Origin of the sequence: Actinopolyspora lacussalsi (assembly GCA_030803735.1) — a bacterium.
GTDB lineage: Bacteria > Actinomycetota > Actinomycetes > Mycobacteriales > Pseudonocardiaceae > Actinopolyspora > Actinopolyspora lacussalsi.
Window position 1 is genome coordinate 3094101 of sequence record JAURUC010000001.1, and the last position, 13748, is coordinate 3107848.

Genomic DNA, 13748 nt, shown 5'->3' on the forward strand with positions numbered 1-13748 from the left:
GCCGAGCGAGTGGTTCACCGGCCCATCCGGTAGTTCCGGTGCGCCGCCCACACCCCGAGCAGGCAGCCCACGCCCAGGCCGCAGAGCATGCCGCCGAGCACGAGACCGATCGGCAAGTGGTCCCGGCTCGTCGGCGACGACGGCGGATTCACCGGTTCCGGGCCGAGCACCTCGCCCTCGCCGGTTCCCCGGTCCGAACCGGACTCGAGCACCTGCCGGTGCTGCCGCGAAACCGTCCACCGCGCACGTTCCCGGTGCGCCGCTTCCCACAGCGCCAGCACACCTTCGTGATCGGCCTCCACCGCCCGGCAGAAGGCCAGCACCGCCTGATAGGGCGGCAGACTCCTACCGCTGAGATAGCGCCCCCACGAGGACTTGCTGTAGTTCGTCCGTTCCCCCAGCGCCGCCAACGTGAGTCCGCTGCGCGCCCGAAGTCTTCGCAACTGAGCCACGAGCTCGTCGGTCCCCACCGTCTCAGCGCTCCGATCACCCTGTCGTGACATGCTCCGGTCCTCTCGTGACGGTCGTACGCACCTGAATCGACGCGGTGTGACAAACCGTTCGGCGGTTGCCGCGATCACGGATGACTCTAGACGGTGTGTCCCGTTTCGACAGTGCTTCAGCGCGGCGAGCACCCCGGCTTCGTTCGCCGTCCCGCACGGTCCGGAAATTCCCGTCAGTTCCCACAGCCCTGGTCGCGGGAACGGGACACCGCGATGATTTCGGAACGACGACTTCGCCGGGCGACGACCGTGTTCCGACACGTCTCCTTCCGACAAGCGGAGGTGGATCGGTCCACCTCCCGCGTCCGAGGCGCGGTGCTCACCGCGAACACGCCCGGCTTTCCGCTCGATCGGAAAGGAATCCATGCGCAAGTCAGGTTTACCCAAGGTGGGGGTGCGGCACCTGCTGGCCGGGTTGTTCGCGCTGCTCATAGCGGCCACGGGCGCGGTCGCGGCCCCCGGCCAGTCGGCGGCGGCACCCAGCCTGTCGGTTCGCGAGGTCCAGCAGGACCTCGCGGGGCTCGGTTACCTGCCCTGGGCGGGTGTGGACGGTATCGACGGTCCGCAGACCTCCGGGGCCATCACCAAGTTCCAGTCCTCGCAGTGCCTCGCGGTGGACGGCATCGCCGGCCCCGACACGACCACCGCGTTGATGGACAAGGTCAAGGAGGTCCAGCGAGCGGCCCAGACCACCGCCGACGGTGTCTACGGACTGTGGACGCTCCAGAGCGTCGAGCGTTATCAGCTCGAACACAACCTCACCTACGACGGCATCGCCGGGCCACAGACCATGAGCTCGATGGGGATCGAGCGGCGGAAGGGCTGTTCCGACGACGTCCAGGGGTTGCCCTACCCCTCCTCGTACACCCATCAGGTGCAGTGGAACCTGGCGGGAATGGGTTACCTGCCGTGGAGCGGGATCGACGGCATCGTCGGGCCGCAGACGCGTTCGGCGACCATGGAGTTCCAGCGGGACGCCTGCATCTCCACCGACGCGATCGCGGGCCCGGTGACCGGTGACCACCTGAGCCAGCAGATCGCGGAGATCCAGCGGGCCGCGGGAACCGCCGTCGACGGTGCATACGGCCCGACCACCCGCGCCGCGGTCGAGGACTACCAGAGCGCTCACGGCCTGGCCGTGGACGGCATGGCCGGACCGAACACCATGAACGAGATGGGCATCGCCCGGGTGATGTGCGACCAGTCCTCCGGAGATCCGACTCCTCCGGCCGACGGGTCGACGCGGGACCGGATCGTGTCGATCGCCGCGGGTGAGCACGGCTACCAGGAATACGGCACGAACTGCCAGAAGTACGACGACTGGTGCGCCGCGTGGTGCGCCCGGTTCGGCACCTGGGTGTGGCAGAACGCGGGGGTCGACGTACCGACCTACTGGTTCACCGGGGACTGGTACCGCTGGGGGCTGAGCAACGGGCACTCCGTGCCCGCCTCGCAGGGTTTCTCCAACATCAAGCCGGGTGACGCGGTCTTCTGGGGATCAGGGCCGTCGAACACCTCGACCAGCTATCACGTGGACCTCGTCGAGTCGGTCAACGCGGACGGCACGTTGAACCTCATAGGTGGCAACGTTTCCGACGCCGTCAGCCGCAAGTACAACGTGGACCCGTACTCGGCCGACATCTACGGCTACACCAGCCCGTAACCGGTCGAGGTGTCCTCGCGCCGTGCGAGGAACCACCGGCTGACCGCGAACCGGACCCGATGGTTCCGTCACCGGTGGGCCTCGCACGGCTCCCATCCACCGACTCCCATGATTGGCAGGAAATCGATGCCACGAGCGACGAACGGCACTGAACGAGCGCTCAAGGCGCTCGGCCTCGCCGCGGCCTCGGCCACGGCCGCACTGGCGTTCCCACTCACCGCCACTGCCGCGAGCACGGCGATCCCGAGCTGCACCACCACCGACGGGGTGATCCCGGCGAGTTCCAGCGGCTCCCACTACTGCGTGATGGGGGTGGGTAACGGAGGTTCGCCCGTGACCGCGTTGCAGCGTTCGCTGCGCGCCTGCGAGGGACAGTCCATCGCGGTGGACGGAATCTACGGTCCCGCTACCCGAAACGCGGTGTTGAACGTGCAGCGGCGGGCCGGGATCTCGCAGGACGGCGTGTACGGGCCTCAGACCCGCAACGCGATGAGCTGGCACGTGGGCGCCGACTGCGTCGGCTACCAGTACGGCTGGGGCTGACGGATCCCTTCCGGTTTTCGGTCTCCCGGGGGAGCCCCGGGAGACCGAGCGGGCCGCGCGTATCGGGGATCGCTCCACAGGCCCGGCTGACCGATTCGATCGTCCCGACTACCCCCTGAGGTCAGTGGTCACGTTCCGGCGGAATTCGGCTGCGGGTACCGGGTGGCCGAAGAGCCAGCCCTGGTAGGCGTCGATACCGAGGTGAGCCAACAGGTCGCGTTGGACTCGGGTTTCGACGCCTTCCGCGATGCAGTGGTGCCCGGTGGCTCGGCACAGGTCCACGATGGCGCGGATGATGGCCACGCTGGTGTCGTCGGCATCGGTGGTGGGTAGAAAAGTGCGGTCGAGTTTGATGATCTGCGCCGGCATTTCCCGCAGACGAGCCAGTGAGGAGTAGCCGGTTCCGAAGTCGTCGATGGCGAAGGCCACACCGCGCTCGGTCAGGTGGCCCATCGCGTGCCGCTGGAGCAGCGGCAGTTCCAGTAGTGCGGTTTCGGTGAGTTCGAGAATGACCCGGTGGGGATCGATGCCGGAGTCCGTGACGAGCGTCGACAGGGTTTCGAGCTGGCCCGGTTCGTTGGTGGGCGGTCCGGACAGGTTGACGGCGATGTCGATCTCGGGCCAGGTGGCTGCCTCGGCCAGCGCGGTGCGCAGGACCCAGCGATCGAGTTCGGCGAGCAGATCGCCCTGTTCGGCCAGGGGGAGTATCACGTCGGGAGCCAGCACGCCCCGCTGCGGGTGCGGCCACCGCAGGAGCGCTTCGGCACCGGTGGTCCGGCCCTGGGCGTCGACGAGGGGTTGGTAGTGCAGCGCGAGCCCGTCGTTGGCCAGCGCGGCGCGGAGTTGGTCCTCGAGATCGAGCTGACCGGTGCTGGTGTTGTCGGGGGTGGTGTCGGCGATGGCGACGCGGCCGGTTCCGCGTCGCTTGGCGTCGAACATCGCGGCATCGGCGAAGCGGACGAGGTCGCCGAAGGTGGCCGCGTTGCCGTTGATGGCGGCGGCACCGACAGAGCCCGAGATTCGCACGATGCGCCCTCCGAGGGGGAGGCTGGCCCGCAGGATTCCGGACACACGGGCGGCGAATGTCTCGAGGCCCCCGTGGACTGCCACGTCGGGACAGGTGACCAGGAACTCGTCGCCGGAGAAGCGGCCCACCCGACAGTCGTGCGGCAACGCGTCGGCCAACATCCGGGCCACGGTGATCAGCAGTTCGTCGCCGATGACGTGACCCCACGAGTCGTTGACGCGTTTGAAGTTGTCGATGTCGCAGAACAGCACGGCGAAGCCTGTCGAAGGCCCCTGAGCGAGGTGAGTGGCCAGCAGGGCGTGCAGTCCCTGACGATTGGGCAGTCCGGTCAGTTCGTCGTGGTTGGCCCGGTGGTGCAGTTGTTCGATGCGCTGCTGCTGCGAGGTGACGTCCTGAGCCACCTTCAACCACAGACGAGTGCCGTCGTGCTGGGCCGAGGCAGCGGTGTGGATCTGGCAGTACACGGTGTGCCCGTCGGCGTGGGTCAACGCCCGGAGCTCCCCGTGGGGCAGGAGTTCCCCGTGGTGCAGGTTCGCCGGCGTCGCCGTCGGTCCGGAGCCGATGCCGCCCAGCAACGAGGAATCGCTCGTGCCGAGCAGTTCCGCACGGTCACGACCGATCAGCCTCCCGGCCGCGTCGTTGGCATCCAGCACTCGGCCGGACTCGCCGACGATGAACAGGGCCACCGGCACGAGGTCGAACAATCCCGGTATCAGCCGCGATGACGACGGCCGCCCCGCCACTCGGATGGCGTCTTCGAGCGCGTCCAGATGGCTTATCACACTGTCGTGGTGCCCATCCGGGTCGCTCAGCCGCTCCCGCAAGCTGACCAACGCGTCCCGCCGCAGGAAATGAGCCGAATCAACCATCAGTCCCCCCAGCGGCAGGACCGAGCCATCTCCGTGCGGACGGTGTGAGTATCGGGATCGTCACGGCCGAGCGCGATGGAAGACACCCTCGCTGAGCGGTCGAGCAAGACAAGTCGAGCCACAGGAATTCTCATTCGTCGAAGCGGGCTCGCGGCCAGGATCAGTCGTGGCCAGGATCAGTAAAACGTGCCAGCTTTTGCTCAACCAGCTGACTTCATCTTAGCAGAGGAACGGCCCGACCGGTTCCACCACACGGTGTACAGCTGTATACACTCGTAATGATGAGAGGGGGTAGCACCGTCGGATCGTCGACGGGCTCTCGGATACCTCGGGGCGTGGTCCCCGCGACCACGTATGAATTGTTCGCCCGTCACGGCCGGCTGATTGCGGGTACGGACGAGAGCGTCAACACGTGTGGGGCGGCGGGGAAGAGACGTTGTCGCCCTCCCGGCCGGAGATCACGTTGGGGCGACCCGCCCGATGAAGGGACCCTCATCGTCGTGCGAGGTCGGCACCGCCGCGGCACGACCGAGTTCCGGTGACTGATCTCATCGCCCGGCGTCGCGGCGGCCACGGCTCGGACCGCCAGGACGAGGAGGAGTGTGCCCTAACCCGCGTGACACTTGCCGCGACCGGACGGATCGGCCGACCTCGGGTGAGGACAGCACGACGAACCGGGCGGTGTGTGCCTCGGAAATCAGTCAAGGTGGTAATGATGAGCGAGACGAGCGACGGGGACGACGGCCTCGTGGTCGAGCTGTCGCGGGCCGCGCGGCGGTTGCAGCGGCCGGACTCGGAGACCGAAGCATTACAATTGATCGTGACCGGGGCCGTGGACACGGTGCCGGGCGCCGAGCAGGCGGGTGTGTCGTTGTTGCATCGCGATGGCGGGATCACCTCGGCGGCGACCAGCGATGCCACCGTCGACGAGGTGGATCAGCTACAGGCCGACTATCAGGAAGGTCCCTGTGTGACCGCCCTGCGGGAGCAGCACACGGTCATGGTCGACGATCTGACCGCCGAGACGGACCGCTGGCCCCGCTTCGCACCCGACGCGGCCGCACTACGAGTGGCCAGCATGCTGTCGTTTCACCTGTTCACCCGCGACGACACCGTGGGCGCGTTGAATCTGTATTCCGGGATCCCGCGCGGTTTCGGGACGGAATCGCAGCTGTTGGGTGGGCTGTTCGCAGCGCACGCCGCCGCCGCCCTGGGCGGGGCCCGCCACGTGGCTCAGCTGCACCGGGCGCTGGCCACCCGCGACGTGATCGGACAGGCCAAGGGCATCCTCATGGAGCGTTTCGAGCTGGATGCCGATACGGCCTTTCAGCTGCTGGCCCGCAGCGCCCAGGACGCCAACATGAAACTCGTGGCGGTGGCACGGTGGTTGACCCGAGCCGAGACGTCGGACGAACGGGACACGTGAGGGTTTCCCGCCGGCGTGGCGGGGCACACCCCTGGTGGGCGGGTCGTTCTCGTGGGCCGGGCTACGATGACCCCGCAGGCCGTGCCGGTGCACCGTCCAGCAGGCGGTACGGCCACCGCGCAGTACATCGAGACCGCCCCCGCGGTGGGAGATGGTGATGAGTCAGGACCGGCGAACCGTGCTGTTGTCCCGGCTGGAAAGCAGTCTCGACGCCGCCGAGGAGACGGCGTCGCGGATGAGTGTGCTGTGTGCGTTGGCAGTCGAGCACTTGGCCGTGTCCGGGGCCGGAGCCACGGTGTTGGCCTCGCTGGCCGACGGTGACGGACAGGATCCGAGTCGCGGGTTGGTGCACGCCACCAACGAAATCAGCACCGGTCTGGAGGACCTGCAGCTGACCGTCGGCGAAGGACCGTGCTTGGACGCCTTCGCAACCGGCGGACCGGTACTCATAGCCGACCTGGCGGAGAGCCGTACCCGGTGGCCCGGTTTCACACCCGGCGCGCTGTCCTTGGGCGCGGCCGCGGTGTTCTCGTTCCCGCTGCACATCGGCGCCGCCCGACTCGGCTCACTGGACTTGTACCACGACCGTCCCGGCAGGATGTCGGACATCCAGATCTCCGACGCGTTGATCCTGGCCGATCTGGCCACCCACGCCGTCGTCACCGAACTCGAAGGTCACGCCAGCGGCGACGCCGGTTGGTTGGCGGACCCACACGCCGAGATACACCAGGCCACCGGCATGATCCAGGCCCAGCTGAACACCACCACCGAGAACGCGCTGCTGCGGCTCCGCGCCCACGCCTACACCTATTCCCTGCCCCTGCTCGACGTGGCCCGCCGGGTCACCGAAAGACAACTGCGCTTCACCGACGAGCCCGACGACGATCAGCAGGGCACACCCGCCTGAGTCGACACGACGGATTCGACACCGAGAAGGAAACGAGATCGGCGATGACTACCCGGCGCGAACAACGGCTGGCCCAGACCTTCGTGGCGCTGTCGGACACACTGGTCGACGACTTCGACGTGCTCGACTTCCTGACCCTGCTGGCCGAACGAGCCACCGCACTGCTCGAAGTCACCGCTGCCGGGGTGATCCTGTCCGATCAACGCGGTGGCTGGCATCCCACCGCCGCATCCAGCGAGGACGCCCACCTGTTGCAGCTGCTGGCCACCCAGACCCACGAAGGACCCTGCCAGGACAGCATCACCACCGCGGCTCCGGTCACCAGCTACGACCTCAGCGCCGAGCACGCCCGCTGGCCCACCTTCACCGAGGCGGCCGTGGCCGCCGGATTCCGGACCGCCGCCGCCGTACCGATGCGGCTTCGCCGTCAGACCATCGGTGCCCTCACGCTGCTGGACACCACACCCACCGCTATGGACACCGACAGCATTCAACTGGGACAGGCCCTGGCCGACCAGGCAACCGTCGGCATCCTGCACCACCGCGCACTGCGCCGTGAGGAAACCCTGTCCGAACAGTTGCAGGCCACCCTGCATCACCGCGTCGTCATCGAGCAGGCCAAGGGCATCCTCGCCGAAGCCGGGAACCTGAGCATGCACCAGGCGTTCCAACTGCTGCGCGAGCACGCCCGCGTCCACGGCCACCACCTCACCGACCTCGCCCACAGCCTCACCACCCGCACCACTCGGCCCGGCGAGCTGCTCGACTCCCAGCCGAACCCCAGCACCGGCATTCAGGAGTGACGGCGCGGTCACTAACCGAAGAAGACGGTCCGCCGCTGTGCCAGCAACCGGTAGATCGTCTCCTGGATCGTCTCCCGCACCTGGTCACTCAGGTTGAAAACGACCATGGGGTCCTCGGCCGCCTCCGGACCGTGCTCGGCGGTGTCGATCGGTTCGCCGAACTCGATGTACCACTTGGACGGCAGCGGCACGGTACCCAGCGGCCCCAGGTGCGGGAAGAACGGCGTGACCGGGAAGTACGGCAGCCCCAACAGCCTGGCCAGCGGACGAATGTCGCCGATCTTGGGGTATATCTCCTCCGCTCCGACGATGGAGCACGGCACGATCGGCACGCCGCTGCGCATCGCGGCCGAGACGAACCCTCCCCGGCCGAACCGCTGCAGTTTGTACCGGTCGCGGAAGGGCTTGCCGATCCCCTTGAATCCCTCCGGCCAGACACCGACGACCTCACCACCGCGCAGCAGCCGTTCCGCGTCCGGATTGCACGCCAGGGTCTGCCCCGTCTTCCGCGCCAGCGCACCGACCAGCGGTGTCCCGAAGACGACGTCGGCCCCGAGCATCCGCAGTTGTCTCCCGGTGGGGTGGTGGTCGTGCAGCGCCACCGTGGTCATCAGCGCGTCCCACGGCAGTGTCCCGGAGTGGTTCGCCACCACCAGGGCACCGGAATCACGCGGCACGTTGTGCAGCCCGACCGCCTCGACCCGGAACCAGTTGTCGTAGACGGTGCGCAACAGCGGCAGGAAGAACCGCTCGGTCAGTTCGCGGTCGAAGCCGAACTCGTCCACCCGGTACTGCCCGAGCAACCGCCTGCGGGCGAAGGCCGTCAGGTCGGCGAGGGTCTCGTGCCAATCCGGAACGCCATCCGTCCCCGCCCCCGCCTCCTCGCCACCGCCATCACCGTGGTCGCCGTCATCGTCATCGCGGGCACCGTCTTCCCCGGCAGCGGCCTCCCCGGCAGCGGGACGTTCCCGAGCCGAGCCCGGTGTTCCGGACATCGCGGACCGACCGCCCCCGACCGATCGACCCGGGGAGTCCGACTCGGCCCGGCCGCCCCCGTCATCCTCCGGGTGCAGCGGAATGACTCGTGCGTCCGCCATCGCTTCTCCTCAACGTAGCCGGGTGATCGTCCTGTTGATTTCCCGCTCGGCGCTCTCGACCGTTTCGGGATCGATCACCGGACGCAGCTCACGCCCGTGCACGAAATCGTCGAACGCCTGCCGCGTGGTCCATCTCGGAGCGAAACCGAACCGGTCACGCAGTTTCGCGGTGTCCACCACCCGTCCGAAGTTCAGAAACCTCATCTGCTCCGCGGACAGCGACGCCAGATTGGTTCCCCGGAAGAATCCGGCCAACGGTGAAACCATCGTTCCCGGGATGGGAACGGGAATCCGGCCCGCGCGACGAATGGCCTGCCCCAGCATGAGCACCCCGTCGGCCCCGACGTTGAAGACGCCGGGAAGATCCTCCAGCGCCGCGCGGCGCAGCACCGCCAGCGCGTCCTCCGGGTGCAGCAGCTGCAGGCGCGCGTCGTGGCCGAACACCGTCGGCACGAGGGGAAGCGAGAAGTACCTGGTGAGCACGGAGTCGATGCGCGGCCCGATCAGATCGGTGAAGCGAAGCAGTGTCACGTCGACGTCTGGACGACGTCTGCCGAAGCCACGCACGTACCCCTCGACCTCGACGGCGTCCTTCGCGTAGCCGGAGGAGGGCAGATCCTTGGGCGCCATCTCCTCGTCGAAGACCGCCGGATCCCGGGAGCTGGCACCGTAGACGGCGCTGGTGGACTTGACCACCAGCTTGCGGACGTGCGGGGACTCCTGGCACGCGGCCAGCAGTCGCATCGTGCCGAGAACGTTCATCTCCTTCATCGCGGCACGGGCCACGGGCATCTCGTCGGTGTTCGACGAGGCGTGCACCACGGTGTCGACCGCCGCCTCCGAGATGATCCTGGCTATCAGCGGGTTCCGGATGTCGGCCCGGACGAACTCCGCACGCCCCATGCGGTGGGAGAGCTCGCGGCGCGGGTGTTCGCTGTCCACACCGAGCACCCGCCCCACCGCGGGATTCTCGGCCAGCCTGCCCGCCAGGTGGGCACCGACGAAACGGCTGACTCCGGTGACGAGCACGACGTTCGGAACCATGGAGCCTCCTGACCGCGGCAGCGTGTCGAACCATCCCGGCGAGGTGATCACGACACATCTCAGAACACACCGTGAGACCGCCGAACGCACGAGAACCGGGGCGACCGGTGTCTCGGAACATCGCGGAGCACCGGCTCCCGGTGACGATCGTAACCGCGATCGCGTCACCACCGCGTGTCAGTGCCGTTACGACACGCGATGGACGAGCGAAAACGGGATCACGACGGAGCAGCGCGTTCCGACGAGGGGTTCCGCTTCTCGCCGCCGCCCCGCGTACCGTGGCGGGACGGCGGGCGGGTCAGGCTCCGTCCGAGTCGGTCCGCTGCCGGTGCTTGGCACCGAGCTCCACCGAGCGGGAGTGGGCCGCCTCGACGGCGTCGATCAACGCCGCCCGGACACCGTGCTTCTCCAGCTCGCGGACCCCGGAGATGGTGGTACCCGCGGGCGAGGTCACCCCTTCCCGCATGATCACGGGGTGCCCCTCCCCCTCGCGCAGCATCGTGGCCGAGCCGACGGCGGACTGCACTACCAGCTCGGCCGCCACCGAGCGGGGCAATCCGAGCAGTATCCCGGCGTCGATCATGGCCTCGACCAGGTAGAAGAAATAGGCGGGCCCGGAACCGGACAGCGCGGTGACCGCGTCCTGCTGGTCCTCCGGAATCCGCACGACCCGGCCGACGCTGCCGAGCATCCCCTCCACGAGGTCCAGGTGCGATTCGGTGGCGTGGGTTCCCCCGGAGACGGCGCTCATGGCCTCACCGACGAGCATCGGCGTGTTCGGCATCACCCGCACCACGGGAGTGCCGGAGGCGAACCGGCGCTCGAACATCGAGGTCGGCAGCCCCGCGCAGAGGGTTACCACCAGCTTGTCCGGGGTGACGAGCTCGCCCACCTCGTCCAACAGCGGCTCGATGTCCTGCGGTTTGACCGAGACGACCAGCACGTCGGCCTGCCGCGCCGCGGTCGGCAGGTCGGTCGCCCGCACGCCGTATCGCTTGGTCAGTTCCTCGGCACGCTGCTGGTACCGCTCCGTGAACAACAGGTTCTCCGGGGAGTATCCCGCGTTGAGCAGGCCGGAGAGTAACGACTCCCCGATCTTTCCTGCCCCGAGTACGGCGATCGTCGACATGCGGTCAGGGTGCCAGAGCAGGCGATTCGATCAGCTCCCGGCCCGGTGACGTCGAAGTTCTCCCACATCCTGAACGTCTCGGGGCGGCGGACGGTGTGGTTCACAGCTGGAAGTCGGGAGTGTCCCGCAGCGGCTCCAGGTGGAGTCTGGCGAACAGCAGCGCCTCTGCGAGCTGCGCGGCGCGCTGGTCCACGGTTTTGGCCTTCCTGGTGTTGACCTCGATGATGACGGTCCCGGTGTATCCCCCCGACCCCAGCGCGGTGCAGATCTCGGCGCAGGGCTGACTGCCGTGCCCCGGCAGCAGGTGCTCGTCACTGGGAGTTCCGGTTCCGTCGGTGAGGTGGACGTGCGCGAGCCGTTCCCCCATGCGGCGCATCAGCTCCAGGGGGTCGGTCTGGGCCGCGGCGGCGTGCGAGACGTCCAGGGTGTAGTTGCGGAACCCGACCTCGGTCGGATCGGGCGAGGGGCGGAACGCCGACAGCCCGGAGGCCCGGGTGCCGCGCAGCCTGTCCCAGCTGTTCGGCGGACGGATGGGGAACATGTTCTCCACGGCTATCCGGATGCCGCTGGCCTCCTCCAGGTCCGCGACGAGCTCGTCGAAGTTCTCGGCGTACCTGCGCTGCCAGCGGAACGGGGGATGCACGACGACCGTGGTGGCACCGAGGTCACTGGCGGCGACCACCGCCCTGCGCAACCGTTCCTCCGGCTCCGGCGACCACACCCGCTGGGTGATCAGCAGGCAGGGCGCGTGCACCGCCAGTACCGGCACGCCGTGCTGCTCGGCCAGTCGCCGAAGCGCCGAGACGTCCTGGCTCGTCGCGTCGGCCCAGACCATCACCTCGACCCCGTCGTAGCCCAGATCGGCGGCCATCTCGAAAGCGGCGCGGACCGGCTGTGGCCAGACGGACGCGCTGGAGAGACCGACTGGAACGGCGGGCCGGTGTGGTGGTTCGGACATCACTGGAACCGTTTCACTGGTCGTGTCCCCGTCAGGGCTGGGTGCTGACGCGGACTGGTGTACGCGGCGTCACCACGGTAGCCGGGAACGCGTCGTGGCAGCGGCCAGTCCGGCGCCGGGGCCGTCGGGCCCAGTGGTTCCCCGACGACCCCGGCCCGGCGAGTCACGTTTCGGGGTCGGTCAGTAACCGAGCAGCAGGAACGCCACCGGCGAAACGGTACAGACCAGACCGACAAGCACGGACAGCAGAATCGTCTGCAGGTCATCGGTACGCAGCACTTTCCGCGCCACCAGCACGAGCGTGCCGGTGAAGGCCAGCGCCGCGGCCAGGGCGGGCAGCGGCAGTTCGCTCCACAACCAGCGGAACCCGATCCACACGAGGCCGCCGCCGACCAGCCCGGCCACCGTCTGCGCGATGAGGATCGCCCATTCCCTGAGAGCGGAACGTCCGCCGTACTCGGTCTCCCGATCGGCCTCGTAGTCCTCGGCCGGAATACCGGTGGGGGGCTGCTCCGCGGCGTACTCGTCCTCCTCCTCGACGTAGTCGTCCGAATCGGCATAGGGGTCGTCCACCATGCCGGTGTAGAAGGCGTCGGAGTCCCCGAACTCCGAGTCCACGCCCTCGTAGGGGTCGAAGTAGGCGGTGCCGTGGGGATCGTCGGTCTCGTCCCGATCGGCCTCGGTCGGCTCCGCCCCGACGGACCCCGCGGGGATCGGATACTCCAGCAACGCGGTTCCGTCACCGTCGGTCACTTCCGGGTCACCGGTGGAAGCGTTCCCCCGCACAGGTGGGAACTGCTCGGTGGCGTCCTCCCGTGCGGGCGAGGTATCCGGAGCCGGGGTCTTCGGAGCCGGGGGCCCCGGAGCCGCCGCGTCCGGCACGGCACCGTCCTGCACGGGGTTGTCCGGCACAGGGTTGTCCGGCACGGCACCGGCCGGGGGCGGCCCGTCCTGCGCCGGGGCCGACCAGGTGTCGGGCTCGGAGGCACGGGACGTGCCCTGCAACCGCGGCGTGTCGTCAGAAGGAGCGGACGGCCCTCTCCGGCTCATTCCGCTCGTGCCGGGCGTCCGCACCGGCAGCGGGGGCTGCTGGGCGGTCGTCTCCGTGTCATCGGCGGGGGGCGCGGAGTTCGTAGTGGCCGCTGTGGGTGGTGTGGCCGCTGTGGGTGGTGTGGCGGCGGAGGATGTCGCTTCCGATTCGGCGGCGGGAGTGGACCACTTGCCGGATTCGTCCCCCGGATCCGGTTGCGCGGCCGGTTCGGCGGAGCGCGCCCCCGGTCGCGTGGGACGACGGGGCCCGGCCCCCGAGACGCGCCTGCGCGACGGGGTCGACGAATCGTCGGTCGACGGGCGCGTCGGCTGGTCGACGGTGGGGCCCGGTTGTGGGGCCGGGGAAGGTTCCGGGGAGGATTCCGGGGACGCCCCGACTGCCGGTGGAGGTGCGGTCTGGGGCGGTTGCGCCGCGGTGCCGAACGAAGCCGGGGGCTCCGCACCGGAAGCCGTCCCGTGCTCGGACGGCGAGGCGTCCTCGGCCTCGGGTGCGTCGACGGGGAGCATCCTCCCGCTGTCCGAATTCACCCGCTCGATGATCGCCTGCGGAGCCGTTTCGGACGGGTCCTCAGCACGCCTGCGCCTGCGGCGGGAGCCGCGTTGCCCACCGCCGCCGTGTTCGGCCAGCAGTTCCGCGACGGTGCGCTGGCTAGGGTCACCGGACCCACTGTCCCGACTCATCGACTCCACCGTGCCCCGTGCTAGATCTCGCGTCCAGTTCACTCCGCG

Annotated in this window: 12 protein-coding genes; 5 read left to right on the top strand and 7 right to left on the bottom strand. The window is 68.8% G+C overall.

Translation table 11 applies throughout. The features are described from left to right. Positions 1-14: 14 nt before the first annotated feature. Positions 15-503: a helix-turn-helix domain-containing protein gene (locus tag J2S53_RS13780; RefSeq protein WP_456241298.1), complete on the bottom strand. Its 489-nt coding sequence runs from the start codon at positions 501-503 to the stop codon at positions 15-17. A gap of 364 nt (positions 504-867) precedes the next feature. Between J2S53_RS13780 and J2S53_RS13785 the strand changes: the two genes are divergently transcribed. Beyond that, positions 868-2166, top strand: a complete 1299-nt coding sequence (locus tag J2S53_RS13785) for a peptidoglycan-binding protein (protein ID WP_456241299.1) — start codon at positions 868-870, stop codon at positions 2164-2166. Positions 2167-2292: 126 nt separating this feature from the next. Beyond that, complete coding sequence (locus J2S53_RS13790) at positions 2293-2709, top strand: peptidoglycan-binding domain-containing protein (RefSeq protein WP_456241300.1); 417 nt, start codon at positions 2293-2295, stop codon at positions 2707-2709. Positions 2710-2817: 108 nt separating this feature from the next. Here J2S53_RS13790 and J2S53_RS13795 read toward each other — a convergent pair whose 3' ends face one another. Continuing rightward, entirely contained in the window at positions 2818-4605 is a 1788-nt protein-coding gene (locus J2S53_RS13795) for a putative bifunctional diguanylate cyclase/phosphodiesterase (protein ID WP_456241301.1), read from the bottom strand. 715 nt (positions 4606-5320) lie between these two features. Here J2S53_RS13795 and J2S53_RS13800 point away from each other — a divergent pair. The 3 genes from J2S53_RS13800 to J2S53_RS13810 all read left to right on the top strand — a co-directional run bounded on the left by J2S53_RS13800 (position 5321) and on the right by J2S53_RS13810 (position 7741). Continuing rightward, complete coding sequence (locus tag J2S53_RS13800) at positions 5321-6031, top strand: GAF and ANTAR domain-containing protein (RefSeq protein WP_456241302.1); 711 nt, start codon at positions 5321-5323, stop codon at positions 6029-6031. A gap of 157 nt (positions 6032-6188) precedes the next feature. Next, positions 6189-6938: a GAF and ANTAR domain-containing protein gene (locus tag J2S53_RS13805; RefSeq protein WP_456241303.1), complete on the top strand. Its 750-nt coding sequence runs from the start codon at positions 6189-6191 to the stop codon at positions 6936-6938. Between the two features lie 44 nt (positions 6939-6982). After that, positions 6983-7741, top strand: a complete 759-nt coding sequence (locus J2S53_RS13810; protein WP_456241304.1) for a GAF and ANTAR domain-containing protein — start codon at positions 6983-6985, stop codon at positions 7739-7741. An 11-nt stretch (positions 7742-7752) separates the two neighbouring features. Here J2S53_RS13810 and J2S53_RS13815 read toward each other — a convergent pair whose 3' ends face one another. The 5 genes from J2S53_RS13815 to J2S53_RS13835 form a co-directional block, all read right to left on the bottom strand. Next, positions 7753-8838: a lysophospholipid acyltransferase family protein gene (locus J2S53_RS13815; protein ID WP_456241305.1), complete on the bottom strand. Its 1086-nt coding sequence runs from the start codon at positions 8836-8838 to the stop codon at positions 7753-7755. A 9-nt stretch (positions 8839-8847) separates the two neighbouring features. Then, complete coding sequence (locus J2S53_RS13820; protein ID WP_456241306.1) at positions 8848-9882, bottom strand: NAD-dependent epimerase/dehydratase family protein; 1035 nt, start codon at positions 9880-9882, stop codon at positions 8848-8850. A gap of 298 nt (positions 9883-10180) precedes the next feature. Next, on the bottom strand, positions 10181-11011 hold the full coding sequence (gene proC, locus J2S53_RS13825; RefSeq protein WP_456241307.1) for a pyrroline-5-carboxylate reductase: 831 nt from the start codon (positions 11009-11011) through the stop codon (positions 10181-10183). Positions 11012-11111: 100 nt separating this feature from the next. After that, positions 11112-11969, bottom strand: coding sequence for a sugar phosphate isomerase/epimerase family protein (locus J2S53_RS13830; protein WP_456241308.1), 858 nt, complete (start codon positions 11967-11969; stop codon positions 11112-11114). Between the two features lie 180 nt (positions 11970-12149). Then, on the bottom strand, positions 12150-13700 hold the full coding sequence (locus J2S53_RS13835; RefSeq protein WP_456241309.1) for a hypothetical protein: 1551 nt from the start codon (positions 13698-13700) through the stop codon (positions 12150-12152). Positions 13701-13748 lie beyond the last annotated feature (48 nt).

Coding starts and splice junctions, on each gene's coding strand:
- J2S53_RS13780 (WP_456241298.1), bottom strand. CDS start 503: ATGTCACGACAGGGTGATCGGAGCGCTGAGACGGTGGGGACCGACGAG.
- J2S53_RS13790 (WP_456241300.1), top strand. CDS start 2,293: ATGCCACGAGCGACGAACGGCACTGAACGAGCGCTCAAGGCGCTCGGC.
- proC (WP_456241307.1), bottom strand. CDS start 11,011: ATGTCGACGATCGCCGTACTCGGGGCAGGAAAGATCGGGGAGTCGTTA.
- J2S53_RS13800 (WP_456241302.1), top strand. CDS start 5,321: ATGAGCGAGACGAGCGACGGGGACGACGGCCTCGTGGTCGAGCTGTCG.
- J2S53_RS13805 (WP_456241303.1), top strand. CDS start 6,189: ATGAGTCAGGACCGGCGAACCGTGCTGTTGTCCCGGCTGGAAAGCAGT.
- J2S53_RS13820 (WP_456241306.1), bottom strand. CDS start 9,882: ATGGTTCCGAACGTCGTGCTCGTCACCGGAGTCAGCCGTTTCGTCGGT.
- J2S53_RS13815 (WP_456241305.1), bottom strand. CDS start 8,838: ATGGCGGACGCACGAGTCATTCCGCTGCACCCGGAGGATGACGGGGGC.
- J2S53_RS13785 (WP_456241299.1), top strand. CDS start 868: ATGCGCAAGTCAGGTTTACCCAAGGTGGGGGTGCGGCACCTGCTGGCC.
- J2S53_RS13795 (WP_456241301.1), bottom strand. CDS start 4,605: ATGGTTGATTCGGCTCATTTCCTGCGGCGGGACGCGTTGGTCAGCTTG.
- J2S53_RS13810 (WP_456241304.1), top strand. CDS start 6,983: ATGACTACCCGGCGCGAACAACGGCTGGCCCAGACCTTCGTGGCGCTG.
- J2S53_RS13830 (WP_456241308.1), bottom strand. CDS start 11,969: ATGTCCGAACCACCACACCGGCCCGCCGTTCCAGTCGGTCTCTCCAGC.
- J2S53_RS13835 (WP_456241309.1), bottom strand. CDS start 13,700: ATGAGTCGGGACAGTGGGTCCGGTGACCCTAGCCAGCGCACCGTCGCG.